We start from the raw sequence: 22518 nt of genomic DNA, 5'->3' as shown, positions 1-22518 counted from the left end.
ATGGGACAGTCGATGGACCAGGCCCGATGGCGACCGAGCGCCTGGTGGGGATCCGACCGGGGGGCACGGAGTGCGGACACCACACGCGGCACATCGCCGCGCGTCGCCGACGCAGCCCGCATCGACGACGGCTGCTGCGCGCCCTGACGGGGGTTCCTGAGCGAACACACCACGAGGGGGAACACCATGACCATCGCACGAACCACAGGCATGCTCGCAGCGGCCGCCCTTGGCGCAGCGCTGCTCGCCGGGTGCAGCTCGGGCGACGACGAGGCCGACGCCGAGAGCGCGATCGATCAGGCCGTCGCCGCGGTGGAGGACGCGGCAGAGGACGCGGCGGAGGATGCGGCGCCCGACGCCGACGAGGGCTCGACCGAGGAGGCCTCCCAGGAGGATGCGGGCGGATCCGATGGGTCGGACAGCGCGCTGAGCCTCGCGAACGCGTCCCTGCCCGAGGACTGGCCGTCGGAGGTGCCGGTGCCCGAGGGCAGCATCCTCATCGCCTCCTGGACGGCCATCACCGACGACACCGGGCTCGGGAACGCGAACATCCTGGTCGCGGACGTCGCGGCGCAGGACGCCTACCTCGAGTCCCTCACCGCAGCCGGATGGGACGTGAGCGAGAAGGACGCATCCCAGCAGCCGCCCGCCGGCGTCGCGTACTCCGCGTCGACCGACGGCTGGAGCATGACGGTGGTGCTGGACACGCTCAACGGCGACCCGTCGGTGCTGCTGTCGAACGTCTCCGCCACCTGACGCCGTCCTCGCACCATGAGCACGAGGGGCCGATGCGCGCTCACCTGAGCGTGCATCGGCCCCTCGTCGTGGGAGCGGCGCGGCTCAGCCGCGCGGGGTTGCCCGCCGCAGCAGCAGGAAGCCGACCACGCCGCACAGCGCTGTCAGGGGCAGGGTCCACAGGAACAGCTGCTCGAGCGGCGTCGAGACCAGGAAGTCGCCCACGGACGGCCACGCGTCGGCCGCGGTGATGGCCCATCCGGCGCCCACCAGCACGACGGCGAGGCCGAGGAAGAACGCGTACAGACCGTAGGCCCTCCAGCGGACCCACATGGTGGCGACGGCGGCGCCGATCGAGAAGCTCAGCAGCATCGTCGTCACGTAGCCGAGGGCGATGATGGCGAGAGACTCCTGCCACATCCCGAACGGGGCGAAGAAGTACCCGCCGACGCCCCAGCCGTCCGTCGATCGCTCGATCGCGGCCATGCCGGTGAGCCACGCGGAGTGCCCCACCGCGAGCGCGAGGAAGTACAGGCACGTGCCCAGGTAGTAGTCGCGGCGCGTGACGGACAGGCCGATCGCGTACGAGAACGTCAGGTTCATCGCCTGCACGGCGACCACCATCATGAAGACGATGATCCACGTGATGCCGCCGTTGTAGGAGAACGCGTTCGAGTCGAGGTTGTCCGCTCCCCCGGCGATGTTCACCACGAGCGCCCAGATCGCGGCGTTGAGCCCGAAGATGACGAGGGTGATGAAGACGGGGAGCACGAGCGTCGGCACGGGGTTGGCGACGTGGAGTCGTGCCACGTTGAGCATGCGCCGGGCGGCCGATGCGGTGGCCGGGCGGGTGGTGACGGTGTCGGTGGCGGTCATGCCGCGTCCTCCTCGGTCGTGGCGGCGCGGCCGCCGCCGGTGCGGTTGACGATGAGCTCCTGGAGCGAGACCCGGGTGGTCTCGAGGCCCGCGGCCGTCGCGGCCCGACGGTCCTCGTCGCTCAGCCCGAGCAACGTGACGGACGCGATGCCGCCCAGCGTCGTGCGGTCGATCACCTCGCGACCGGCGGCGAAGCCGTCGACGTCGCCCGAGCGGCCCACGAGGGTGGTGGCACTGTCGCGCAGCTCGTCGGTGGCGGCATCGATGACGATGCGGCCCTGGTCGATGACCAGCACCCGCTCGAGCAGGTCGGCCGCCTCGTCGATGAGGTGGGTCGAGAGCACCACGGTGCGCGGGTGCGCGGCGTAGTCCTCGAGCAGCAGGTCGTAGAAGCGCTGGCGCGCGACGGCGTCGAGACCGGCGTAGGGCTCGTCGAGGAACGTCAGCTCGGACCGCGAGGCGAGGCCCACGATGACGCCGATCGCGCTGCGCTGTCCTCGCGACAGCTTCTTGACCTTGCGGTCCAGCGGCACGTCGAAGGCTCGCACCAGGCGCTCGGCGAACGCGGCGTCCCAGTTGTCGAAGAACCACGGGGCGGAACGCAACACGTGCTTGCCCTTGAAGTCGTCCGGGTAGACCTGGGACTCCTTGATGAAGCACGTCCGGCGCAGCACGGCCGCGTTCTCGAGCGGACGCTCGCCGAACACGGTGGTCGTGCCCGCGGACGGGAACTCCTGGCCGGTGAGCAGCTGCATGAGAGTGGTCTTGCCCGCGCCGTTGCGGCCGAGCAGACCGTGGATCCCGCCCTCCTCGAGCGAGATGCTGACGTCGTCGACGGCGTTCACGCGGCCGTAGCGCTTGGTGAGACCGGAGGTCTCGATGATGGCGCTCATGCGTCCATCTCCTTCCTGATCATGTCCTGAACCTGCTGGGTGGTCAGGCCGAGAGCGTGCGCGCGCTCGGCCAAGGGCTTGATGTGGGACTGCGCGAAGGCCGCGCGCCGGTCCTCGAGCAGGCGCGCCCTGGCGCCCGGCGAGACGAACATCCCGATGCCGCGACGCTTGTAGAGGATCACCTGGTCGACCAGGAGATTCACCCCCTTGAGCGCCGTCGCCGGGTTGATGCGGTGGAACGCAGCGAGCTCGTTGATCGAGGGCACCTGCGACTCCTCAGGGAGGGTGCCATCGAGGATCTGCGACTCCAGCGCCTCGGCGATCTGGAGGAACAGCGGCCGACCGTCGTCCATCGGGTGGTGCTCCACTTCATCGGTTAGTTAGTCCAGTAACTAAGTAATCATGTGCCGCGGATCGTGTCAACCCCTGCGGCGCGGATCGCGGCGCACGCACGGTCGTGAGATCCTGTGGTGCACACCTGTAGGGGGGCATCATGCACACCAGGAACCGCGCCGCGATCGGCGCCCTCATGCTCGCCGGCGCCGTCGCGCTCGCGGGCTGCTCCAACCCGCTCGACGGCCTCGCCGAAGAAGGCCTCGAGCGCGTGGTCGAGGAGGCCGTCGAAGGCGAGGGCGAGCTCGACATCAACCTCGGCGGAGACGCCACCCTTCCCTCGACGTGGCCCTCGGATCTGCCCGAGCCGCCCGGGAGCCTGATGGCGTCGTTCGGCGTCGAGGGCGGCGGCACCGCGACGTTCGAGGTGCCGAGCGAGGACGAGGTCATCGCCTACGTCGCGGAGGTCGAAGCCGCAGGCTTCACGCCCGAGACCGAGGCCTCGACCGGCCTCGAGATCGTCGTGCTCCAGAGCGACGCCTGGCTCGTGTCGATTGGCTGGATCGCCGAGGAGGGCGCCGTGGTCGGCACCGTCACCTACGCGCCAGCGGAGGGCGGCGCCTCGTAGCGTGCGCCTGCACAGCAGCGGAGCCGGGCGACGGGCGACGGCGCTCGCCGCACTAGGGTGTTGGCATGTCTGACACGCCCCTGGTCTGGATCGACTGCGAGATGACGGGCCTCGACACCGAGGCCGACGCCCTCGTCGAGGTCGCGTGCCTCGTCACGGACGCGGAGCTGAACGTCCTCGGCGACGGCGTCCAGGTCGTCATCAAGCCGTCGGCCGCGGCGCTCGACCAGATGAACGACTTCGTGCGCTCGATGCACGTCGAGTCGGGCCTGCTTCCCGAGCTCGAGCACGGCACGACCATGGCCGATGCGCAGGAGCAGGTGCTCGCCTACGTCAAGGAGCACGTGCCGGTGGCCGGCAAGGTGCCCCTGGCCGGCAACACCGTGGGCATGGACCGCCGGTTCCTCGAGCGCGACATGCCTGACCTCATGAACCACCTTCACTACCGCGTCGTGGACGTCAGCTCGATCAAGGAGCTCGTGCGCCGCTGGTACCCCCGCGTGTTCTTCAACGCCCCGGCGAAGACCGGCGGCCACCGGGCCCTCGGCGACATCCAGGACTCGATTCGCGAGCTGCGCTACTACCGCGAGACCATCCTCGCCCCGCTGCCGGGCCCCGACTCCGACGCAGCGAAGGCCGCGGCGGCGAAGGTGTCCGACCCCGCCTGACAGGCACGACTCGGACTCCGCGTCCCGGCCCGGCCCGCGGACACGGTATGATCGTCGTTGGCCCGCGCGAGTGGGCCGATGGTGGCTATAGCTCAGGTGGTAGAGCATCGCGTTGTGGTCGCGAGGGTCGCGGGTTCAAGTCCCGTTAGCCACCCGTGTGCTGTCCGTCGACGACGGACGCCGAAGGGCTCTCCCGGATTCCGGGAGGGCCCTTCGCTCTTTCTCCGTCCGGGCTCGGGCTAGCGGCCCCGTGCGCGGCCGCGGATCGCGACGTAGATCGTGATGAGCAGCGCCGCCACCGCGATGCCGATGAAGAACGCGATCCAGTCGATGCCGAACGTGTCGGAGCCGCCCAGCCACCGCCACAGCCACGCCCCCGCGAGCGAGCCGGCGATGCCGAGCAGGATCGTGACGATCATGCTGATGTCCTGGCGGCCGCGCAGGAAGAGCCGCGCGAGCGCCCCCACGACGAGGCCCGCGAAGATCAGCCCGATGATGTCCCAGAAGCTCATGGCACTCCCCTTGTCCGGTCGCGCGGCGCGCTCCCTGAGGCCAGGCTAGGCCGTCGTCCCTGGGAGCGCGCGGGAAGACCGCACGCTCGGACCGTCCCCCACGCGCGACGGGCTATCGTTGAGCGTCACCCGGCGCCGCGCGCCGGCCACGCCCACCCGCCACGGAGGACTCGATGCTCGCAGCGCTCACCGGAGCCGGCCTGGCAGCCGCCGCCGGCCTCAACGCGTTCATCCCGCTCGTCATCGTCGGGATCTTCGCGCGCTTCACGGAGTTCATCGACCTGCCGACGCACCTCGAGTGGCTCCAGTCGTGGCCCGCGATCATCATCTTCACGATCCTCCTGGCCGCGGAGCTGATCCTCGACAAGATCCCGGGCGTCGACCACGTCAACGACCTCATCCAGACCGCCGTGCGCCCGCTCGTGGGCGGCGTGATCTTCGCCGCGACCGCGGCGGCCACCGTCGTCGACGAGTCCAACTTCTGGCAGGACAACCCGCTCATCGCGGGCCTCGTGGGAGCCGTCGTCGCGCTCACGATGCACGTGTCGAAGGCCGCGTCCCGCCCCGCGGTGAACGCGACGACGGGCGGCACCGGGGCGCCCCTCGCCTCCTTCGCCGAGGACGCGATCGCCGTCGCGCTGTGCCTCGTCGCGATCTTCGTGCCCATCCTCGTGATCGTGGTGTTCATCTTCATCGGCATCACCGTGTATCGCATCGTCACCACGGGCCGGCGCCGTCGCCGCCACCGCGAGATGCGACAGGCCGAGGAGCGCCTCGAGCGCGAGGCGCAGGAGGCCGAGGGCGGCATGGTCGCGTGGTGGCGCTCGAAGTGGCGCGAGCCCGGCCGCCTCAGCCGCTACCGCAACGGCGGCGAGCCGTCCGTCCCGAGCATCGGCGAGGCCGAGGAGGGACCCGACACCCCCGAGGCGCCAGGACGCTGACGCGCGGCGGGCCTAGTTGCTGAGCGCGCCGAAGTCCGCGAGGAAGTCCTCGACGAACGCGTTCGCCGGGTGGTCGCTGACCTCGTCCGGCGTTCCCAGCTGCTCGAGCACACCACCCTGGGAGAAGACCGCGATCCGGTCCGCGAGGATCACGGCCTCGCGGATGTCGTGGGTGACCATCATCACCGTGATGCCGAGGCCGCGCTGGAGGTCCTTGAACTCCTGCTGCAGGCTGCGGCGACGCTGGGGGTCGACCGCGCCGAACGGCTCGTCCATGAGCATCACGGGCGGCTCGACGGCGAGCGCTCGGGCCACTCCCACGCGCTGACGCTCGCCACCGGACAGCTCATGGGGATAGCGGCTGCCGTACTTGCCGTGCGGCAGCCCGACCAGGTCGAGCAGCTCCTCCGCCCGCGCACGGGTGCGCGCCTTGTCCCACTTGAGCAGGCCAGGCACGGTCGCCACGTTCTGCGCGACGGTCCGGTGCGGGAAGAGGCCCACGTGCTGGATGACGTAGCCGATCGACCGGCGCAGCTGCACGGCGTCCTGGCTCATCACGTCGGCACCGTCGACCGTGATGGTGCCGCTCGTGGGCTCCACGAGCCGGTTGACCATCCGCAGCGTCGTCGACTTGCCGCAGCCCGACGGACCCACGAGGCACAGGATCTCCCCCGGTGTCACCTCGAGGCTCAGATCCTCGACCGCGACGGTGCCGTCGGGGTACTCCTTGCGCACGTGGTCGAAGGCGATGCCGGCATGCTCCATCTGGCCACCGTATCGCGGCCCGGTGCGCGTGGGCCCTGCTAGCGTCGGTCAGATGGACGAGCCCGCGAACCCCTGGTTCTCGCTGGACTACCTCCAGCGCAACTGGGAGGAGGTCTCGCAGCAGCTGCTCATCCACACGACGCTGACCCTGCAGGCGCTCGCCATCGCCATCGCGATCGCGTTCCCCTTGGCCGTGCTCGCCCGCCGCGTTCCCGCCCTCGCCGGCCCGGTGCTGGGCATCAGCGGGGTGCTCTACACGATCCCGTCGTTCGCACTGTTCGGCCTGCTCGCGCCGTTCACCGGCATCGGCCGCACCACCGTGCTCATCGGCCTGGTGGCCTACGCCCTGCTGGTCCTGGTCCGCAACATCGTCGTCGGGCTCCAGTCGGTCGACCGCGACGTCACCGACGCGGCGCGCGGGCTCGGCTACGCGCCCATGCGGCTGCTGTTCCAGGTCGAGCTGCCCAACGCGCTGCCGTCGATCATCGCGGGCCTCAGGATCGCGGCGGTGAGCACCGTCGCGCTCGTGACGGTCGGCGTGGTCGTCGGATACGGCGGGCTCGGGCAGCTCATGTTCCGCGGCCTGCAGTCCGACTACCGCGCTCAGATCATGACGGCCACCCTGCTGTGCCTCGCGCTCGCGCTGGTGCTCGACCTCGCTCTGGTCCTGCTCGGGCGCATGGCGACGCCCTGGACGCGAGGGAGGGCCGCAGCATGAGCACCGTCGGCGACGCGTGGGCCTACCTCACGAACCCCGAGAGCTGGACCGGCGCGAACGGCATCACGACGCCCACCTTCGACGGCGGCTGGCGGTTCGCGCAGGACTCGATCATCGGCCTCACGCTCGAGCACCTGTGGATGAGCTTCGCCGCGGTCTCGATCGCGGTGATCGTCGCGCTACCGCTCGGCGTGTGGCTGGGGCACCGCAGGCGCGGCGGCGGCGTCACCGTCGTGATCTCGAACCTGACGCGCGCCATCCCGACGCTCGCGCTCCTGACGCTGTTCGCGGCGTCGGCCATCGGCTTCGGCAACCAGGCCGTCATCCTCGCCGCCGCGATCTTCGCCTTCCCGCCCATCCTGTCCAACACCTTCACCGGCATGGCCGAGGTCGATCCCGACGTCCGCGAGGCCGCGCTCGGTCAGGGCCTCACCCGCTTCCAGGTGGCGACGCGCGTCGAGCTGCCGCTCGCCGTGCCGCTCATCGCCGCGGGCCTGCGCACGGCGACGGTCCAGACCGTCGCGACGGTGCCCCTGGCCGCGCTCGTCGCCGGCGGCGGGCTCGGCGTCATCATCAACCGCGGGCTCGCGACCCAGCGCTATGGCGAGGTGCTCGCAGGCGCGATCCTCGTCGCCGCGCTCGCCCTCATCACGGACGCGGTGATGGCGCGGCTCCAGCGCGCGGTCACCCCGGCGCCGCTGCGCGAGGCGGCCGCCGCGTCGGCATGACGACCGACCACCCCAGCCCGCGCATCGGCCCCCACCCACCGAAAGTGGGCCCACTTTCATCGTGACGGGCTCCCGATCACGGATGTAGACCCACTTTCGGGAATGAGCGGACCGCGCGGGACGGGAAGAAACCAGGCAGGCTGGTGGTTGGCGACCGTGACAGTCCCCCAACACGAGGAGCACCGATGCGTACTCGCAACGCGACCCTGGCGGCCCTATCCGTCGCCGCCCTGACGCTGGCAGGCTGTTCCAGCTCCGACTCCGGCAGCGAGGGCTCCGAGGAGCCCACCACCGGCGCCACCGGCGGCGAGACCGCCATGGCGCAGGAGTGCCTGCCCGTCCCCGGCGAGCAGCTCGTGGTGCTCGAGGACGACCAGATGCTGCAGGCGTCCGACAACATCATCCCGGCCCTCAATGCCGACGCCGCGAGCGAGGACGTGCTCGCCGCGCTCGACGACGTGTCCGCGGCGCTCGACACCCCCACGCTGATCGAGCTCAACAAGTCCGTCGACATCGACCGCCAGACCTCGGCCGAGGTCGCGCAGGCCTGGGTCGACGAGGCCGGCCTCACGATCGACGGCGGCGACGGCGCCGGCTCGCTGACCATCGGCGCGGCGAACTTCTCCGAGAACATCACGCTCGCGGAGATCTACGCCGACGTGCTCGCGATGGCGGGCTACGACACCGAGGTGCGCGAGATCGGCAACCGCGAGACCTACCTGCCCGCGCTCACCAGCGGTGAGATCGACATCGTCCCCGAGTACGCGGCGACGTTCGCCGAGTTCCTCGACGGCGACGTGGAGACGGCCGTGGCGTCCGGCGACATCACCGAGACGGTCGCGGCCCTCGAGCCGCTCGCCGAGGAGAACGGCCTCGCCGTGGGCTCGCCCGCGGACGCCCAGGACCAGAACGCCTTCGCGGTGACGCAGGGCTTCATCGACGCGTACGGCGTGACGACCCTCAGCGAGCTCGCCGAGGCGTGCGGTGGCGTGGTGCTCGGCGGGCCCCCGGAGTGCCCCGAGCGTCCCTTCTGCCAGCCCGGGCTCGAGGGCACCTACGGCATCGAGGTGGCGGAGTTCCGCTCGCTCGACGCCGGCGGCCCGCTGACCAAGACGGCGATCACCTCGGGCGAGGTGGCCGTGGGCCTCGTGTTCTCGTCCGACGGCGCGCTGGCGACCAGCTAGTCCCTCCGTTCGCGAAGGCCCGGCTCCCCTAGGGGAGCCGGGCCTTCGTGGTGCTAGCGCGGTGCCGTGTCGAGGTCACGCGGTGTCGCCTCGAGCTCGCGCGGGGAACTCATCCCTGGAGGAGACCTCAGCTGAGGTCGAGGCCCGTGAGGGCCGAGGCCGAGCGCACGAGCGTCGCCGCGACCGCATCGGCGCCGTCGAGGTAGCCCCCCACGAGAGCGGCGTCGCGCAGCATCACCAGGCCGGCCGCGACCTCGCCGGGTTCAGCGAGCCCCGCGCCCGCGGCGACCTGCTCCAAGGTGGACCGGAACCACGCGCGGTGAGTCGCGACGATCCCGCGCACGGCGCTGGCGGGGTCGGGGTACTCCGCTGCGGCGTTGATGAAGGGGCAGCCGCGGGTGTGGCGCTCGGCGACATCCTGGGCGATCCCGTGGACCACGAGGCGCAGGAGCTCGACGCCGGTCGCGCCGGTGGCGAGCGCCGCGTCGGCGAGCGACCGCAGCCGCGCGTCCTCGCCCTCGAGGTAGGCCGCCACGAGCCCCGCCTTGCCGTCGAAGTGCCGGTACAGCGTCGCCCTCGTCACGGCCGACTCGGTCACGATGCGGTCGACGCCGACCGCCGTGATCCCCTCCGCATAGAAAAGCGCCGATGCGGTCGCGAGCAGCCGGTCCCGCGGACTGCCCGCGGTGGTCGGCGGGGCGCTCGTCGGGGTGGCTGACGTGGGCTCTGGCATGTCTCTCACGCTAGCAGAACGCTCGTTCTCCCTGGTCTATGCCCGATCGGAGGCAAGTTCGTCCTGGCGGGAATGATCGGCGGTAGAACGAACGTTCTTTCTGGCATCCGGAGCCCTCCGGACCACCACCAAGGAGAACCGCCATGACCACCACCGCCATCACCCCCATCACCGACCGCGAGGCACGCCAGATCGCTCGCGCCAACGCCTCCGGACGCCCCACCGCCCTCCTCGTGCACGGCCTGTGGCTCCTCGACTCGAGTTGGGACGCCTGGCGCGACCACCTCGAGGCCGCCGGCTACGCCGTCGTCGTCGCTCAGTGGCCCAACGAGCCGGCCGACGTGGCCGACGCCCGTCGCCGCCCCGACGCCTTCTCCGGCGTCGGCGTCCAGGAGGTCACCGACCACGTCGCCGCGATCGCGGCCGCGCTCGACCGCAAGCCGCTGCTCATCGGCCACTCGTTCGGCGGGCTGCTCGTGCAGCGCGTCGCGGACCGCGGCCTGGCTGCGGCGACCGTCGCGATCGACCCCGCGCCGTTCAAGGGAGTCTTGCCGCTGCCGGCGAGCACCCTCAAGGCCTCGTCCCCCGTCCTGGGCAACCCGGCCAACCGCACGCGGACCGTCACGCTCACCTTCGACCAGTTCCGCTACGGCTTCGCCAACGCGGTGACCGAGGACGAGGCGCGCGAGCTGTATGCGCACCACCACGTCGCGGCGCCGGGTCGTCCGCTCTTCCAGGCCGCGACCGCCAACCTCAACCCCAAGGCCGCGACCACGATCGACACGCGCAACCCCGACCGCGGGCCGCTGCTGATCATCTCGGGCGAGAAGGACACCATCGTCCCCCGCGCCATCGCGCACGCCGCCTTCCGGATGCAGTCACGCAACGCCGCCACCACGGAGTTCGTCGAGATCGCGGGACGCGGACACTCGCTCACCATCGACTCCGGGTGGCGAGAGGTCGCCGATGCCGCGCTCGCCTTCGCCGCGCAGCACGCGCCGGCGGGATCCTGACAGCACCCATCGCACACGCCCAGGCCCGGCCTGCCCGCCACATCGTTCGGGTACGCCGGGCCTCGGCGCGCTCCGAGCGCGCGGCGGCGGTCAGCCCTCGTCGGGCGGCAGCAGCGGCCGGTTCTCGTAGAAGGTCTGGAGCACCACCGTGGTGCGGGTCGTGACGTTGACCACGCGGCGAATGTCGCGGATCAGCGCCTCGAGGTCGGGCGGGGTGCCGACCCGGACGAACAGCATGTAGCTCGCGTCACCCGCGATCGAGTGGCACGCCTCGACCGCGGTGAGGTGCTCGAGCAGCTGCGGCACGTCGTCGACCTGCTCCGGATCCAGCGGCGTGATCTCCATGAAGGCAGAGAGCGGGCGGCCCAGCGCCTGGGGGTCCACGAGCGCCCGGTAGCCGCTGATGACTCCGTCCGCCTCGAGGCGCCTCAGGCGCGCCTGGACCGCTGAGGTCGACAGGCCCACATGCTCCGCGAGCTGTGCCAGCGTGGCGCGTCCGTCGCGGGAGACCTCCGCCACCAGACGCGCATCGACCGGATCGATCATGACAGGACCGTACCGCACGTGCCCGGCGCGCGCGCCGCACGAATCCGGCGGTTCGCTTGTCAGAGTCATTGCACAACGGAAGTTCTCCGGCTATACCTTGGGCATGCGGGAAATCTTCCCGCACTCGTCGGAGGGAGTCCCCATGCTCGATCCCACCTCGACCACGGCGGCGGGTGTCGCTGTCGCAGAGTCCGGCCTCACGGCCGCCACCGTCGAGCGCAGCGCCGCGTGGCTCCGCCTCAAGGCGGCTGCGACGGCACTGCAGCCTCTCCAGGTCAAGAACGGGTCGATCCCCGACACGGCGCATCACCCCGCGGCGCGCGAGCACGTCGACGCGATCGTGGCGGCGATCCGGGAGCTCGCTCCCCTGTTCCCCCACGACGCGGCGTACCTCGCGGCGCTCCCGGGCGACTTCGCCCGCTGGGTCGATGGCGGCTTCGCGGAGCCGGACTTCCTCGACTCCCTCGTCGCCTTCGAGCCCCAGCTCCATCGCGTCGACGGAGCGCGCCACCTCATCGTCTTTCCGATGTACACCCAGAACGGCTCGCCCGATCGCCACGTCGAGGCTCTCGTCGCCGAGGCGATCTGGCCGGACTTCGTGGCCGCGCTCGAGTGCGGCGACTACGGCAACAGGCTCTTCGTCTCCCTACGCCTCATCGACTTCACCCCGGGCTACGACACCAACTCTGCGGTGCTGTTCCCCGAGACCGTCGCGATGCGCGAGATCCCGACCTTCACGTGGGGCGCGATCTTCCAGGACCGGGAGGCCGCCCGCTACCGCCGTGTGGTCGCCGCGGCCGCTAAGACCACACGCCTCGCGCTGCCCGCCGACGCCGCCGCGATGCTCGAGGACCAGGACCTCACCGAGCGGACGTTCGTCATGTGGGACCTCATCCACGACCGCACCCACATGCGCGGCGACCTGCCGTTCGACCCGTTCATGATCAAGCAGCGCATGCCGTTCTTCCTCTACACGCTCGAGGAGCTGCGCTGCGACCTCACGGCCTTCCGGGAGGCGGTCGCGATCGAGCGCCGCCTCGATGCGCGCGCCGCGGGCGGCGACCAGCTCGACGCCGTGGAGCGCGACACGCTGCTCCACGCGAGGCTCGTCCAGCATGCCGTGCTGTTCGACCGCATCTTCCGGTTCCCGATCACGGGCTCGCGCGTGCGCAACTACGACGGCCTCGGCGGCCAGATCCTGTTCGCGTGGCTGCACCGCCGTCACGTGCTCGACTGGCGCGACGTCGAGCTCAGCGTGGACTGGGACGCGGTCCCCGCCGCCGTGGTGGCGCTCAGCGACGCGATCAACGAGCTGTACTGGGAGTCCATCGACCGCCCCAAGACGGCGCACTGGCTCAAGGCGTACGAGCTGGTGTCGAGCATCGTCGCGCCGCACCCGGCCTCCGTGTGGGCCCAGGGGCTGCCGCGCGAGGTGCTCGCCGGCGCACCCAAGGGCTACACCGACCTCGTGATGGACGACGAGTTCCCGCTGTCGATGTTCTACGAGGCGCTCGACAAGAAGATGCGCGCCGTCATCGAGTCCACCTGCGGCATCACCGCGGCCGCCGCCTGACGATGGCTGGCGCCGCGGGCCGCAACGTGTTGATCGCCGGCGCGACCAGCGCGATGGGCATCGCGGCGACGCGCGCGCTCCTCGGCGCGGGCGCGCTCGTGGTCGCGGTCGGCCGCGACGAGGCGCGGTTGGCGCCGCTCGCGGAGCTCGGAGCGCGGCCCGAGGCCGCCGACCTCTCGGATGAGGCCGCCGCGGCGCTGCTCGCGAGTCGGCTGCGCGCGGACGGCGTGGCCATCGACGGGGTGCTGCACCTCGTGGGCGGCTGGCGCGGCGGTGGCGGCCTGGCGGGCCAGTCCGATGCGGACTATCGAGTGCTCGAGGCGTCGCTCACGGCCCTGAGGCACGTGTCGCGCGCGTTCGACGAGGACCTCCGTCGATCCCCCGCGGGGAGGCTCGCCATCATCTCGTCGACGGCCGTCGACCACCCGCGCGCAGGCGGCGCGAACTACGCCGCCGTCAAGGCAGCCAGCGAGGCCTGGGTCCGGGCCGTCGCCGACGGGTACGCGAGATCCGATTCCGGCCGGGAACCCACCGCGGCGGCCGTGATCTTCCGGGTGGCGAGCCTCGCGGGACTCGAGGACGCGGTCGCCGACGCCTACGTGCGACTGTGGGACGCCGAGGCTCCATCGATCAACGGCACCACCATCACCGTGGACACGACGGACCCGGACTCCTGAGATCGTGTGCCGCGCATCCCGGGCCGCCGTCGGTGGTGGTGCGCCGCGGATGGGGTGCACCGGGACGGCGGTTCAGCCTTCGTACGCTCCTTACTCGTGGTCGGGCAGTCGCGGCGCCGACAACCCGGGATCGCGACCGATGAGCGCTGCGCGGGTGACGGCGGAGGCGCCGAATCGATCGCGCACCGCGTCGAGCGCGACGTCGAGCTTGGCGTCGATGCGCGAGCCATCACTCCATTCGAGGGGAAGCTCGGCCTGGACCGGACCGGGGCGAGTCAGTCGCGAGAGCGAGACGCCGATGAGGGTGATGCCGCGTTCGGCGATGTCGCGATCCGCCGCGGCGAGCAGGCGCTGGGCCGCACTGAGCAGCACCTCGGTGCGATCGGTGGGCGCAGCGAAGGTGCTCGAGCGAGTCGCCCTCGTGAAGTCGCCGTAGCGGAGCCTCAGGACGACGGTGCCGCACGACGATCCGCGATCGCGGAGGCGCTTCGCGAGTTGGTCGACGATCTGCATGAGGATCAGCTCGAGCGCACCGGCCGACGAGGAACGGTTGCCGAGTGCGCGTTGCGAGCCGATTGACCCGTGACGTCTGGTCGCCTCAACGGGTCGCGGGTCCCGGAGCCGGGCCAACGCGTGCAGCTGGGCTCCGGCTGCGCTGCCGAGCCATTGCTCGGCGGTCGCCGCTTCGATCTCTGCCAGTTGTCCGACGGTGTGGATGCCTCTGCTGTGCAGCTTCTCCGCGGTCACCGCGCCGACGCCCCAGAGCCGTTCGACCGGGAGCGGGTGCAGGAACGCCTCCTCGCGTTCAGGTTCCACCACGAGGAGCCCGTCGGGCTTGCTGACTGCGCTCGCGACCTTCGCCAGGAACTTGGTTCTCGCGACGCCAACCGACATCGGAAGTCCCACCTCAGCACCCACGCGTTCTCGCAGACGCATGGCGATCTGGACGGGGGTTCCCGCCAGTCGGCGTAGTCCCCCCACCTCGAGGAACGCCTCATCGATCGAGATCCCCTCCACGTAGGGCGTGGTGTCATGAAAGATGTCGAAGACGGCACGGCTGGCCGCGGAGTATGCCTCCATGCGGGGCGGCACGATGACTGCGGCGGGGCAGAGCGCGCGTGCCCTCTGCGTCCCCATCGTGGTGCGAACCCCGTGGGCCTTCGCTTCGTAGCTCGCGGCGACGACGACACCGCCGCCCACGATGACGGGCCGTCCGCGCAGTGCGGGATCGTCCCGTTGCTCGACCGAAGCGTAGAACGCGTCGAGGTCGGCGTGGAGCACGGTCGCTTCGCCCTTCACCCGCCACCTCCTGCCGCCACGCGTCTTCCCGGAAATGGTCTCACCCGGGCATGACATCACAGGCGCAGCTCTGGCCCGCCGTCGGTTGACACGTGCTCCCGCAGCGGCCTCCGCTCACCTTTCGCGGCTGACGGAGACAGGTATCCATGGCAGAACCGCATCGCGTCCACCGCACCTCAGCGCACGTGGCGCGGCGCCGTACACCAACAAGCCGGCTCCAGAAATGGCTCAAGGCGGCCCCGCCACCCTTGATGAGTGACCGAACCGCCTTGATCATGGCGTTCCCAACCCAATCGCGAATTCTTGCGATAGCAATCGAGAAGATGCCGCTGGTACACCCCCTGGGACTCGAACCCAGAACCCACTGATTAAGAGTCAGTTGCTCTGCCAATTGAGCTAGAGGTGCTCGCTCTCCGAACCGTTGCCACGGCGCGGTGCGAAGAACAACTTTAGCAGGCCCGGGCCAGCCTTGTGAAATCGAGACGATGCGGGAAGAGCCAGCCCGCGCATCGGCGTTAGGTTGTCATCATGACTGACACCCGACTCGCCCAGGGCGACACCGCGCCCGACTTCACCGCGACCACCGACGACGGCTCGTTCACGCTCTCGGAGCACCGCGGCAAGCACGTCATCCTCTACTTCTACCCCGCCGCGATGACGCCCGGGTGCACCACCCAGGCGTGCGACTTCCGCGACTCGCTCAGCGCCCTTGCGGCCGCCGGGTACGAGGTGGTGGGCATCTCGAAGGACTCGCCCGAGAAGCTCGCGGAGTTCCGCGAGGCAGAGGGCCTGACCTTCACGCTCGTGTCGGACCCCGAGCTCGCCGTCCAACAGGCGTACGGCGCGTGGGGCGAGAAGATGAACTACGGCAAGGTGGTCGAAGGCTCGATCCGCTCGACCGTCGTGGTCGACCCCGACGGCGACGTCGAGCTCGCGCTCTACAACGTCAAGGCCACGGGGCACGTCACCCGGCTGCGGCGCGAGCTCGGCGTCGACTGACCACCCGACCGCGGCGACCTGAACGCGGGACCCAGCCCGCGCATCGGCCCTGCACAGGGGCGCGTCCTCGCGCGCGTATCCTGGTGGCCGCGCGCGAGTGGCGGAATTGGCAGACGCGCTGGATTTAGGTTCCAGTGTCCTCGGACGTGCGGGTTCAAGTCCCGCCTCGCGCACCCCGGTCGGCCCCGTGACCGCGGCGCGGCCGCCTAGCCGAGCGGCTGCGCCAACCCCACCAAGATGCCCTCGGGGCCGCGCACGTAGCAGAGCCGGTAGGCGTCCTCGTAGCGCACCACCTCCGTGCTCACCAGGCTGGCGCCGGCGACCTCGGCAGCGGCGAGAGTCGCATCGAGGTCGTCGACCGCGAACATGACCCGGAGGTACCCCAGCGAGTTCACCGGCGCTGCGCGATGGTCCTCGACCACCGCCGGCTCGAGGAACCGCGACAGCTCGACGCGGCCGTGACCGTCGGGCGTGCGCAGCATCGCGATCTCGACGCGCTGATCGCCCAGCCCGGTCACCCGGCCAGCCCACGCACCCTCGACATGCGCGCGACCCTCCAGCTCGAGGCCGATCGCCTCGAAGAACGCGATCGCGCCGTCCAGGTCCTCGACGACGATGCCGACGTTGTCCATGCGCACCATGAGCCTCAGCCTAAGCGTGCACGCAACAGCCCCGGCCTCCCTTCGAGGGAGCCCGGGGCTGGAGTGCGTCTGAGGTGGCGCCTACTGCGCGGCCTGCTGCTCCGCGACCTGCTTGCGGACCTCGTCCATGTCGAGGCCTTCGACGGCCTTCACGAGGTTCTGCAGGTCCGGGCCGGCCATCGCGCCAGCGCGGTTGTAGACCATGATGCCGTCGCGGAACGCCATCAGAGTGGGGATCGCGGTGATCCCGAACTGGGCGCTCAGCTCCTGGTGCGCCTCGGTGTCCACCTTCGCGTGGACGATCTCGGGGTTCGCGTCCGAGGACTGGTCGTAGATGGGCGCGAACCGCTTGCAGGGTCCGCACCACTCCGCCCAGAAGTCAACCAGGACGATGCCGTCCTTGGTCACAGTCTGCTCGAAGCTGTCAGTGGTCAGGTCAACAGTGCTCATGGGGATTCCTTCCTGATCGCTTCCCCGTGCCCGCGTAACGCAGTCGGTCGCAGACGTATTCCGACCAGGGTGCCATGCCACGGCGCGCGTCCTGACCACCGCGCCGAGCCAGGGTACAAAGGAGGCATGACTGACATGGCGGAGCTGCCCCCCGAGCCGTCCGGCTGGCTGAGCGATCGCGAGCTGCAGCACGTGCGCGGCGAGCTGCCCATCCTCTACATCAACGCGGTGCCGGTGCGCACGGACGCCGCGGGCGACATCACGGAGATCGGCCTGCTGCTCAGGGCCGACGACGACGCCATCTCGCGCGCCCTCGTCGCGGGGCGTGTGCTCTATCACGAGCGGATCCGCGACGCGCTGATCCGCAACCTCGAGAAGGACCTCGGCACCGTGGCACTGCCGCGGATCCCCGTGGACCCGACGCCGTTCGCCGTCGCCGAGTACTTCCCCACCGAGGGCTTCTCGCCGCTGCACGACTCCCGCCAGCACGCGGTCGCCCTGGCATACGTGGTGCCCGTCGACGGCGACTGCGAGCCCAGCCAGAACGCGCTCGACATCGTGTGGCTCACGCCCGAGGAGGCCGCGAGCGAGGACGTCGCACGGGAGATGACCGGCGGACAGGACGTCATCCTGCGCCGCGCGCTCGCCTACTGCGGCGTGCTGCCCTGATCGCCTGAGCCGTCTCGCACGAGGCGGGCGAGCTCGGCCCACCACTCGAGCCGCGTCGCGCAGCCGTCGTAGTCGCGTCGCCCCTGGTTGCGGCCCGACGGACTGGGCAGGACGAACACGCGCGCGCCGCCGAACGGCCAGGCTTGGTGGCCGAGTCCCGGCGACCGCTGGCCCGAGTGCCGCGCCGCCGCCTTCCCGGCCTCCTTGGACGTGAAGGCCACCCAGGAGGGCCGATGCGCGCGCACCTTGGTCTCGAGCGCGGCACCGTCGTAGGGAAGGCCGCGGTCATGGGACTGGGCCATGGTCTCGACGAGGTCAGTGAGGCCGAGACCGTGGTTCAGGACCCGCACATCGTCACCTGGGGAGAGTGGCTCGGGGACGAAGCCGGCCTCGTGGAGGAATGTCCAGAACTGGTTGCCGGGACCCGCGTAGTAGTGACCGGCCGCAGCCGACTTCAGTCCAGGGGCGGTGCCGCAGAAGACCACCCGCAGCCCCGGGGCGAGGTAGTCGGGGAGGATGCTGCGGACGGGGCCGTCGGTGCGGTGCGGGCCGTCGCTCAGCCGAGCACCGCCACGAGGTGCGGCGCCATCGCCCGGAAGGCCATGCCGCGGTGCGAGATCGCGTTCTTCGCCTCGGCGTCGAGCTCGCCGTTGGTCACGTCCTGCCCGTCGGCGATGAAGATCGGGTCGTAGCCGAACCCGCCCTCGCCGCGGGCCTCGCGAATCACGCGGCCGGGCATGCGGCCCACCTCCACGAACTCGCGGCCGTCGGGCGTCACGAGCGCCGCCGCGCACACGAACGCCGCGCCGCGGTGCTCGTCCGGCACGTCGGCGATCTGGCCGAGCAGCAGCTGCAGGTTGGCGGCGTCGTCGCCGTGCGCCCCCGCCCACATCGCGGAGAACACGCCGGGCGACCCACCCAGGACGTCGACCGCGATTCCCGAGTCGTCCGCGAGCGCTGGCACGCCGGTGGACGCGGCCAGAGCCCTGGCCTTGATGAGCGCGTTCGCCTCGAACGTCACGCCGTCCTCGACGGGCGACGGTGCGCCCAGGTCCAGGGCGGACGCGACGTCCTCGCGGTGCACGTGCGGCAGCAGGGGGCTAAGGATCGCCCAGATCTCGTCGACCTTGTGGGCGTTGCGGGTGGCGATCGCGAGGCGAGGCATGGTCCTATGCCTCCAGCGCCGCAGCCTGCAGCTGGGCGAGCTCCGCGTTGCCCGCGGTCGCGAGGGCGAGCAGCTCGTCGAGCTCGGCCTTGGAGAACGGCGCCCCCTCGGCGGTGCCCTGCACCTCGACGAAGCCGCCGTCCCCGGTCATCACCACGTTCATGTCGGTCTCCGCGCGCACGTCCTCGACGTACGGAAGGTCGAGCATCGGGGTGCCGTCGATGATGCCCACCGAGATCGCGGACACCGAGCCGGTCAGCGGCTGCGCGGTGGCCTTGATCGCGCCGTTCGCCTTGCCCCACGCGATCGCGTCCGCGAGGGCGACGTAGGCGCCGGTGATCGCGGCGGTGCGGGTGCCACCGTCCGCCTGGAGCACGTCGCAGTCGAGCACGATGGTGTTCTCGCCCAGCGCCTTCACGTCGATGATGGCGCGCAGGGACCGGCCGATGAGGCGGCTGATCTCGTGCGTGCGGCCGCCGATCTTGCCGCGCACGGACTCGCGATCGTTGCGGGTGTTGGTGCTGCGCGGCAGCATCGCGTACTCGGCGGTGACCCAGCCCTCGCCGGACCCCTTCTTCCAGCGCGGCACACCCTCGGTGAACGACGCGGCGCACAGCACGCGCGTGCCGCCGAACGTCACGAGGCACGAGCCCTCGGCGGAGTCGAGCCAGGAGCGCTCGAAGGACACGGGGCGGAGCTGGTCGGGAGTGCGGCCATCGGCGCGGGTGATCGTCATGCCTCGAGCCTAACGGCGCGCGCGGGGCCGGGCAGGCGCGTGCGCTCCGGACTGACGCGTGGCCGGACGTCGGTGGCGAGCTCACCGGGGAGACGTCGCGACTGATCACCTCCCGATCGATCAGTCGCGACGGTTCGCGACCGGGTGCGCCGATGCGCTCGCTCAGAGCTCGTGGACGTCGCCCGGGCGGGCGAGCACCGCGTGGGGCGCGTGCGCCCGCACGGCGAGCAGCGTGGGCTCCGGGTCCAGCCACGAGGCGATGTGGGTGACGATGAGCCGCTCCACCCCGGCCTCGGACGCCATGCGCCCGAGCTGGTCGCCGCTCATGTGCACGCCGGGCGGGTTGACCTCGCGGTGCGCCCAGCCGGCCTCGCCCAGGATCGCGGTCGCACGGGCCGCGAACGCGTCGACCTCCGCGCAGCGGTCCGTGTCGCCGGTGAACAGCACGCGTGTGTCGCCGGCCGTCACCAGGTAGGCGAGCGCCGACACGGGGTGGAGGGCACGGGCGGCCTCGATCTCGAACGGCCCGATGCGTACCGTGTCCCCAGGGGCGAGCGCGCGGAAGTCGTAGGTGCCCGCCCCGCGGTCGGTGGGGTCGCCGCTCACATCACCGATGCGCCGGTCGATCCCCTCAGGCCCGAGCAGAGGGATCAACGGCACGTGCTCGTCGCGCGAGGGGCCGTAGCGGCGCAGCACGTCGAGCGCGCCCAGGTCCGCGCAATGGTCGGGGTGGCCGTGGGACACGAGGACGCCATCGACGCGCACGGGATCGCAGTGGCGCTGCAGGGGGCCGATCGCCCCGGAGCCGAGGTCGAGCACCAACCGCCAGGTCTGGCCGGCGTCGTCGGTGTGGGACAGCAGGTAGCACGAGGCTGCCGAGTCGGGGCCCGCGGTGGATCCCGCGCACCCGACGATGGTCAGCGCCATCGTCATGACAGCGCGGCGACCTCCGTCACCACCGGACCGAGGAACCGCTGCGCGAGGGCCTCGAAGCGGTCGCGCTCCCCCGTCGCGAAGAAGCGGTGCTCCGCCTGGCGCTCCGTCGGGCGCTCGAGACCCGCCGCGGTGAGCGAGCGGTAGACGTCGATCGCGGTCTCGGTCGCCGAGTCGACGAGCGTGACGTCGGGCCCCATGACGTAGCCGATCGCGCCCTGCAGCATCGGATAGTGGGTGCATCCCAGGATGAGGGTGTCGACCTGCGCCTCCTGCAGCGGGGCGAGGTACTCGCGTGCGACGTCGATGACCTCCGGGCCGGACGTGATCCCGGCCTCGACCAGCTCGACGAAGCGCGGGCAGGCCTGCGAGTGGACGGTGATGTCGGGCGCGGCCGCGAGCGCGTCGTCGTACGCTCCCGAGGTGATGGTGGCGGACGTGCCGATGACGCCCACCCGCCCGGACTTGGTCAGCGCGGCGGCGCGGCGCACGGCCGGCACGATCACCTCGACGACGGGGACCCCGCGCTCGCGCGAGAAGCGCTCGCGGGCGTCGCGGAGCACCGCGGCGGAGGCGGTGTTGCACGCGATGACGAGCATCTTCACACCATCCGCGACGAGCGCGTCCATGATGTCCAGCGCGTGCTGGCGCACGTCCGAGATGGGCAGCGGCCCGTACGGCCCGAACTTGGTGTCGCCCACGTAGTGGATGGACTCGTGCGGGAGCTGGTCCATGATCGCGCGCGCCACGGTCAGGCCGCCCACGCCCGAGTCGAAGACGCCGATCGGTGCATCAGACATCGGCGCCCTCCGGCCCGTCGTCGGCACCATCCCCTGCGCCGATCGCGTACTGCACGAGCGACTCCTGCAGCCACGTGAGCGCCTGGTAGAGCATGCCGAGCCAGACCCGCTCGGGGTCGACGGGCAGGGTCTCGTCGTCGTCGGTCTCGAGCGCGTGCGTCGCCAGATCGATCTCCGTGTGGAGCCGCTCCGCGTCCTCGTCGGAGTCGAGTCGCAGCCGGCTGCCGAGCACGAGGCGCAGGTCCGTCAGCGCCGCGGCGGTCGACATCGCGTCACCACTCGCGACCTCCCACTCGGGTCCGTCCTCGCTCAGCTGCTCCCACATGGTGCGCAGCCGCTCGACCTTGAGGTCGCGCAGGTCGGACTCGGTGAGGCGGCGGAACTCGTCCGCGATCTCCCGGTCCTCGCGCGACGCGGACGGCAGCAGGCGGAGCACAGCGGGGTCGTCCGGCTCGGCGAGGGCCTCCGCGAGGCCGCGCAGGTGGCGCAGGATCTCGTCGGCGTCGTCGAGGCCGGCGTCGCGGTCGACGGGAGCGTCCATGCCGAACTGCTCGCCGCCGAGCAGCAGGCCGACGTCGGCGACGATGCGCGCGATCACCATGCGCTCCTCGTCGTCGAGCTCCGCGACGGCGGAGCCCTCGCGCGCGGTGAAGCCCTTCACTCGCCGCTCCGCTGCAGGGTCGCCCAGAGCCCGTAGCCGTGCATCGCCTGCACGTCGACCTCCATCTTCTCGCGCCCGCCCGTGCTGACCACGGACCGGCCGTGCTCGTGGACCTCGCGCATGCGCGCCTCGGCCTCGTGGCGGGTGAAGCCGAAGTAGGTCTGGAAGACGTGCGTCACGTAGCTCATGAGGTTGATGGGGTCGTTCCAGACGATGGTGACCCACGCATCGGCCGTCTGCAGTGCGACGGCACCCTCGCGCTCGAGCTCCTCCTGGGTGGACACGCCTCTAGCGTAGGGCCGATGCGCTGGCTGGGCGGGGAGGCCGGGCGTCAGTCCTCGCCGTCGTCCTTGCCGAACGCCGCGTCGAGGATCTCCTTGCACGCGGGGCACACGGGGAAGCGCTTGGGGTCACGGCCGGGGATCCACACCTTGCCGCACAGCGCGATCACGGGCTCGCCGGACATCGCCGACTCCATGATCTTCTCCTTGCGCACGTAGTGCGCGAAGCGCTCGGCGTCGCCGGGCTCGACGAGCTCGCGCTGCTCGACGCGCTCGATGGTGGCGGTGCCACCCTGAGGGGCGCCGGTGTCGGGCTGCGGGTCGAGGGTCTCGCTCATGCCGGCCAGTCTACGACCGCGCG

General features: G+C 71.1%; 30 protein-coding genes and 3 tRNA genes. 14 read left to right on the top strand and 19 right to left on the bottom strand.

Annotation, left to right across the window (positions count from 1 at the left end; translation table 11 throughout):
* Positions 1-186: 186 nt before the first annotated feature.
* On the top strand, positions 187-756 hold the full coding sequence (locus tag B7K25_RS11340) for a hypothetical protein (RefSeq protein ID WP_084106155.1): 570 nt from the start codon (positions 187-189) through the stop codon (positions 754-756).
* 84 nt (positions 757-840) lie between these two features.
* Here B7K25_RS11340 and B7K25_RS11335 read toward each other — a convergent pair whose 3' ends face one another.
* The 3 genes from B7K25_RS11335 to B7K25_RS11325 are packed head-to-tail and all read right to left on the bottom strand — an operon-like array spanning position 841 to position 2857.
* Positions 841-1611, bottom strand: a complete 771-nt coding sequence (locus tag B7K25_RS11335) for a hypothetical protein (RefSeq protein WP_084106154.1) — start codon at positions 1609-1611, stop codon at positions 841-843.
* Positions 1608-2504 carry an ABC transporter ATP-binding protein gene (locus tag B7K25_RS11330; RefSeq protein ID WP_084106153.1) on the bottom strand — a complete coding sequence of 299 codons (897 nt, stop codon included), beginning with the start codon at positions 2502-2504 and terminating at the stop codon, positions 1608-1610. The genes B7K25_RS11335 and B7K25_RS11330 overlap by 4 nt, the downstream gene beginning before the upstream one ends.
* Positions 2501-2857, bottom strand: coding sequence for a GntR family transcriptional regulator (locus tag B7K25_RS11325; RefSeq protein ID WP_084106152.1), 357 nt, complete (start codon positions 2855-2857; stop codon positions 2501-2503). The genes B7K25_RS11330 and B7K25_RS11325 overlap by 4 nt, the downstream gene beginning before the upstream one ends.
* Before the next feature lie 140 nt (positions 2858-2997).
* Here B7K25_RS11325 and B7K25_RS11320 point away from each other — a divergent pair, with 140 nt between their 5' ends.
* From B7K25_RS11320 to B7K25_RS11310, 3 genes are all read left to right on the top strand, one after another.
* Positions 2998-3465, top strand: a complete 468-nt coding sequence (locus tag B7K25_RS11320; protein WP_084106151.1) for a hypothetical protein — start codon at positions 2998-3000, stop codon at positions 3463-3465.
* Between the two features lie 65 nt (positions 3466-3530).
* Positions 3531-4133 carry an oligoribonuclease gene (gene orn / locus B7K25_RS11315; RefSeq protein WP_084106150.1) on the top strand — a complete coding sequence of 201 codons (603 nt, stop codon included), beginning with the start codon at positions 3531-3533 and terminating at the stop codon, positions 4131-4133.
* A gap of 81 nt (positions 4134-4214) precedes the next feature.
* Positions 4215-4287 (top strand) — tRNA-His (locus tag B7K25_RS11310).
* Between the two features lie 85 nt (positions 4288-4372).
* Here B7K25_RS11310 and B7K25_RS11305 read toward each other — a convergent pair.
* Entirely contained in the window at positions 4373-4645 is a 273-nt protein-coding gene (locus B7K25_RS11305; RefSeq protein WP_084106149.1) for a GlsB/YeaQ/YmgE family stress response membrane protein, read from the bottom strand.
* A 173-nt stretch (positions 4646-4818) separates the two neighbouring features.
* On the opposite strand from B7K25_RS11305, the gene B7K25_RS11300 reads away from it, so the two are divergent.
* Positions 4819-5586, top strand: coding sequence for a DUF4126 domain-containing protein (locus tag B7K25_RS11300; RefSeq protein ID WP_084106148.1), 768 nt, complete (start codon positions 4819-4821; stop codon positions 5584-5586).
* A 12-nt stretch (positions 5587-5598) separates the two neighbouring features.
* Here the strand turns inward: B7K25_RS11300 and B7K25_RS11295 are convergent, their stop codons facing one another.
* Complete coding sequence (locus B7K25_RS11295; RefSeq protein ID WP_084106147.1) at positions 5599-6351, bottom strand: ATP-binding cassette domain-containing protein; 753 nt, start codon at positions 6349-6351, stop codon at positions 5599-5601.
* 52 nt (positions 6352-6403) lie between these two features.
* Here B7K25_RS11295 and B7K25_RS11290 point away from each other — a divergent pair, with 52 nt between their 5' ends.
* The 3 genes from B7K25_RS11290 (at position 6404) to B7K25_RS11280 (ending at position 8981) form a co-directional block, all read left to right on the top strand.
* Positions 6404-7069 (top strand): ABC transporter permease, encoded by a 666-nt coding sequence (locus B7K25_RS11290; RefSeq protein ID WP_084106146.1) that lies wholly within the window; start codon positions 6404-6406, stop codon positions 7067-7069.
* Complete coding sequence (locus tag B7K25_RS11285) at positions 7066-7797, top strand: ABC transporter permease (protein ID WP_084106145.1); 732 nt, start codon at positions 7066-7068, stop codon at positions 7795-7797. The genes B7K25_RS11290 and B7K25_RS11285 overlap by 4 nt, the downstream gene beginning before the upstream one ends.
* A gap of 185 nt (positions 7798-7982) precedes the next feature.
* Positions 7983-8981 (top strand): glycine betaine ABC transporter substrate-binding protein, encoded by a 999-nt coding sequence (locus tag B7K25_RS11280; RefSeq protein WP_084106144.1) that lies wholly within the window; start codon positions 7983-7985, stop codon positions 8979-8981.
* Between the two features lie 127 nt (positions 8982-9108).
* Here the strand turns inward: B7K25_RS11280 and B7K25_RS11275 are convergent, their stop codons facing one another.
* Positions 9109-9714: a TetR/AcrR family transcriptional regulator gene (locus B7K25_RS11275; protein ID WP_084106143.1), complete on the bottom strand. Its 606-nt coding sequence runs from the start codon at positions 9712-9714 to the stop codon at positions 9109-9111.
* A 143-nt stretch (positions 9715-9857) separates the two neighbouring features.
* Here B7K25_RS11275 and B7K25_RS11270 point away from each other — a divergent pair, with 143 nt between their 5' ends.
* Positions 9858-10727 carry a S9 family peptidase gene (locus tag B7K25_RS11270; protein WP_084106142.1) on the top strand — a complete coding sequence of 290 codons (870 nt, stop codon included), beginning with the start codon at positions 9858-9860 and terminating at the stop codon, positions 10725-10727.
* 90 nt (positions 10728-10817) lie between these two features.
* Here B7K25_RS11270 and B7K25_RS11265 read toward each other — a convergent pair whose 3' ends face one another.
* Positions 10818-11273: an Lrp/AsnC family transcriptional regulator gene (locus B7K25_RS11265; RefSeq protein WP_084106141.1), complete on the bottom strand. Its 456-nt coding sequence runs from the start codon at positions 11271-11273 to the stop codon at positions 10818-10820.
* Positions 11274-11415: 142 nt separating this feature from the next.
* Between B7K25_RS11265 and B7K25_RS11260 the strand changes: the two genes are divergently transcribed.
* Together B7K25_RS11260 and B7K25_RS11255 are read left to right on the top strand one after the other, a co-directional pair.
* Complete coding sequence (locus B7K25_RS11260; RefSeq protein WP_084106140.1) at positions 11416-12846, top strand: DUF6421 family protein; 1431 nt, start codon at positions 11416-11418, stop codon at positions 12844-12846.
* Between the two features lie 2 nt (positions 12847-12848).
* Entirely contained in the window at positions 12849-13523 is a 675-nt protein-coding gene (locus B7K25_RS11255) for an SDR family oxidoreductase (protein ID WP_084106139.1), read from the top strand.
* Positions 13524-13613: 90 nt separating this feature from the next.
* Here B7K25_RS11255 and dinB read toward each other — a convergent pair whose 3' ends face one another.
* Together dinB and B7K25_RS11245 are read right to left on the bottom strand one after the other, a co-directional pair.
* Complete coding sequence (dinB, locus tag B7K25_RS11250) at positions 13614-14822, bottom strand: DNA polymerase IV (protein ID WP_084106138.1); 1209 nt, start codon at positions 14820-14822, stop codon at positions 13614-13616.
* 330 nt (positions 14823-15152) lie between these two features.
* A tRNA-Lys gene (locus tag B7K25_RS11245) sits at positions 15153-15228 on the bottom strand.
* A 122-nt stretch (positions 15229-15350) separates the two neighbouring features.
* Between B7K25_RS11245 and bcp the strand changes: the two genes are divergently transcribed.
* Positions 15351-15821: a thioredoxin-dependent thiol peroxidase gene (bcp, locus tag B7K25_RS11240; protein ID WP_084106137.1), complete on the top strand. Its 471-nt coding sequence runs from the start codon at positions 15351-15353 to the stop codon at positions 15819-15821.
* A 91-nt stretch (positions 15822-15912) separates the two neighbouring features.
* Positions 15913-15994: transfer RNA gene (locus B7K25_RS11235), tRNA-Leu, on the top strand.
* Positions 15995-16027: 33 nt separating this feature from the next.
* Here the strand turns inward: B7K25_RS11235 and B7K25_RS11230 are convergent.
* Together B7K25_RS11230 and trxA are read right to left on the bottom strand one after the other, a co-directional pair.
* Positions 16028-16462 (bottom strand): VOC family protein, encoded by a 435-nt coding sequence (locus B7K25_RS11230; protein ID WP_200807950.1) that lies wholly within the window; start codon positions 16460-16462, stop codon positions 16028-16030.
* 81 nt (positions 16463-16543) lie between these two features.
* On the bottom strand, positions 16544-16912 hold the full coding sequence (gene trxA / locus B7K25_RS11225; RefSeq protein WP_084106135.1) for a thioredoxin: 369 nt from the start codon (positions 16910-16912) through the stop codon (positions 16544-16546).
* A gap of 126 nt (positions 16913-17038) precedes the next feature.
* Here trxA and B7K25_RS11220 point away from each other — a divergent pair, with 126 nt between their 5' ends.
* Positions 17039-17581, top strand: coding sequence for a DUF4916 domain-containing protein (locus tag B7K25_RS11220; RefSeq protein WP_084106134.1), 543 nt, complete (start codon positions 17039-17041; stop codon positions 17579-17581).
* On the opposite strand, the gene B7K25_RS11215 is transcribed toward B7K25_RS11220, so the two are convergent.
* The 8 genes from B7K25_RS11215 to B7K25_RS11180 form a co-directional block, all read right to left on the bottom strand.
* Positions 17560-18099 carry a mismatch-specific DNA-glycosylase gene (locus B7K25_RS11215; RefSeq protein ID WP_255376154.1) on the bottom strand — a complete coding sequence of 180 codons (540 nt, stop codon included), beginning with the start codon at positions 18097-18099 and terminating at the stop codon, positions 17560-17562. The two genes, B7K25_RS11220 and B7K25_RS11215, sit on opposite strands and share 22 nt — an antisense overlap.
* 38 nt (positions 18100-18137) lie before the next feature.
* A complete protein-coding gene (rdgB, locus tag B7K25_RS11210) occupies positions 18138-18746 on the bottom strand; it encodes an RdgB/HAM1 family non-canonical purine NTP pyrophosphatase (protein WP_084106133.1) in 609 nt (202 codons plus the stop codon).
* 4 nt (positions 18747-18750) lie between these two features.
* Positions 18751-19482, bottom strand: a complete 732-nt coding sequence (rph, locus tag B7K25_RS11205) for a ribonuclease PH (protein ID WP_200807948.1) — start codon at positions 19480-19482, stop codon at positions 18751-18753.
* Between the two features lie 162 nt (positions 19483-19644).
* Positions 19645-20415 (bottom strand): MBL fold metallo-hydrolase, encoded by a 771-nt coding sequence (locus B7K25_RS11200; RefSeq protein WP_084106132.1) that lies wholly within the window; start codon positions 20413-20415, stop codon positions 19645-19647.
* Positions 20412-21215, bottom strand: coding sequence for a glutamate racemase (murI, locus tag B7K25_RS11195; protein WP_084106223.1), 804 nt, complete (start codon positions 21213-21215; stop codon positions 20412-20414). Before murI ends, B7K25_RS11200 begins: the two co-directional genes overlap by 4 nt.
* Entirely contained in the window at positions 21208-21876 is a 669-nt protein-coding gene (locus tag B7K25_RS11190) for a DUF2017 family protein (protein WP_084106131.1), read from the bottom strand. Before B7K25_RS11190 ends, murI begins: the two co-directional genes overlap by 8 nt.
* Positions 21873-22160 (bottom strand): ATP-dependent Clp protease adapter ClpS, encoded by a 288-nt coding sequence (gene clpS / locus B7K25_RS11185; RefSeq protein WP_084106130.1) that lies wholly within the window; start codon positions 22158-22160, stop codon positions 21873-21875. Before clpS ends, B7K25_RS11190 begins: the two co-directional genes overlap by 4 nt.
* A 47-nt stretch (positions 22161-22207) precedes the next feature.
* Positions 22208-22495 (bottom strand): DUF3039 domain-containing protein, encoded by a 288-nt coding sequence (locus B7K25_RS11180; RefSeq protein ID WP_084106129.1) that lies wholly within the window; start codon positions 22493-22495, stop codon positions 22208-22210.
* Positions 22496-22518: the final 23 nt, after the last annotated feature.

Source organism: Demequina sp. NBRC 110056 (assembly GCF_002090155.1).
Lineage (GTDB): Bacteria > Actinomycetota > Actinomycetes > Actinomycetales > Demequinaceae > Demequina.
Note: the sequence above shows the minus strand (reverse complement) of the source record. Positions and strands in the feature narration are given on the sequence as shown.

Coding starts and splice junctions, on each gene's coding strand:
- B7K25_RS11340 (WP_084106155.1), top strand. CDS start 187: ATGACCATCGCACGAACCACAGGCATGCTCGCAGCGGCCGCCCTTGGC.
- B7K25_RS11335 (WP_084106154.1), bottom strand. CDS start 1,611: ATGACCGCCACCGACACCGTCACCACCCGCCCGGCCACCGCATCGGCC.
- B7K25_RS11330 (WP_084106153.1), bottom strand. CDS start 2,504: ATGAGCGCCATCATCGAGACCTCCGGTCTCACCAAGCGCTACGGCCGC.
- B7K25_RS11325 (WP_084106152.1), bottom strand. CDS start 2,857: ATGGACGACGGTCGGCCGCTGTTCCTCCAGATCGCCGAGGCGCTGGAG.
- B7K25_RS11320 (WP_084106151.1), top strand. CDS start 2,998: ATGCACACCAGGAACCGCGCCGCGATCGGCGCCCTCATGCTCGCCGGC.
- orn (WP_084106150.1), top strand. CDS start 3,531: ATGTCTGACACGCCCCTGGTCTGGATCGACTGCGAGATGACGGGCCTC.
- B7K25_RS11305 (WP_084106149.1), bottom strand. CDS start 4,645: ATGAGCTTCTGGGACATCATCGGGCTGATCTTCGCGGGCCTCGTCGTG.
- B7K25_RS11300 (WP_084106148.1), top strand. CDS start 4,819: ATGCTCGCAGCGCTCACCGGAGCCGGCCTGGCAGCCGCCGCCGGCCTC.
- B7K25_RS11295 (WP_084106147.1), bottom strand. CDS start 6,351: ATGGAGCATGCCGGCATCGCCTTCGACCACGTGCGCAAGGAGTACCCC.
- B7K25_RS11290 (WP_084106146.1), top strand. CDS start 6,404: ATGGACGAGCCCGCGAACCCCTGGTTCTCGCTGGACTACCTCCAGCGC.
- B7K25_RS11285 (WP_084106145.1), top strand. CDS start 7,066: ATGAGCACCGTCGGCGACGCGTGGGCCTACCTCACGAACCCCGAGAGC.
- B7K25_RS11280 (WP_084106144.1), top strand. CDS start 7,983: ATGCGTACTCGCAACGCGACCCTGGCGGCCCTATCCGTCGCCGCCCTG.
- B7K25_RS11275 (WP_084106143.1), bottom strand. CDS start 9,714: ATGCCAGAGCCCACGTCAGCCACCCCGACGAGCGCCCCGCCGACCACC.
- B7K25_RS11270 (WP_084106142.1), top strand. CDS start 9,858: ATGACCACCACCGCCATCACCCCCATCACCGACCGCGAGGCACGCCAG.
- B7K25_RS11265 (WP_084106141.1), bottom strand. CDS start 11,273: ATGATCGATCCGGTCGATGCGCGTCTGGTGGCGGAGGTCTCCCGCGAC.
- B7K25_RS11260 (WP_084106140.1), top strand. CDS start 11,416: ATGCTCGATCCCACCTCGACCACGGCGGCGGGTGTCGCTGTCGCAGAG.
- B7K25_RS11255 (WP_084106139.1), top strand. CDS start 12,849: ATGGCTGGCGCCGCGGGCCGCAACGTGTTGATCGCCGGCGCGACCAGC.
- bcp (WP_084106137.1), top strand. CDS start 15,351: ATGACTGACACCCGACTCGCCCAGGGCGACACCGCGCCCGACTTCACC.
- B7K25_RS11230 (WP_200807950.1), bottom strand. CDS start 16,462: ATGGTGCGCATGGACAACGTCGGCATCGTCGTCGAGGACCTGGACGGC.
- trxA (WP_084106135.1), bottom strand. CDS start 16,912: ATGAGCACTGTTGACCTGACCACTGACAGCTTCGAGCAGACTGTGACC.
- B7K25_RS11220 (WP_084106134.1), top strand. CDS start 17,039: ATGACTGACATGGCGGAGCTGCCCCCCGAGCCGTCCGGCTGGCTGAGC.
- rdgB (WP_084106133.1), bottom strand. CDS start 18,746: ATGCCTCGCCTCGCGATCGCCACCCGCAACGCCCACAAGGTCGACGAG.
- rph (WP_200807948.1), bottom strand. CDS start 19,482: ATGACGATCACCCGCGCCGATGGCCGCACTCCCGACCAGCTCCGCCCC.
- B7K25_RS11200 (WP_084106132.1), bottom strand. CDS start 20,415: ATGACGATGGCGCTGACCATCGTCGGGTGCGCGGGATCCACCGCGGGC.
- murI (WP_084106223.1), bottom strand. CDS start 21,215: ATGTCTGATGCACCGATCGGCGTCTTCGACTCGGGCGTGGGCGGCCTG.
- B7K25_RS11180 (WP_084106129.1), bottom strand. CDS start 22,495: ATGAGCGAGACCCTCGACCCGCAGCCCGACACCGGCGCCCCTCAGGGT.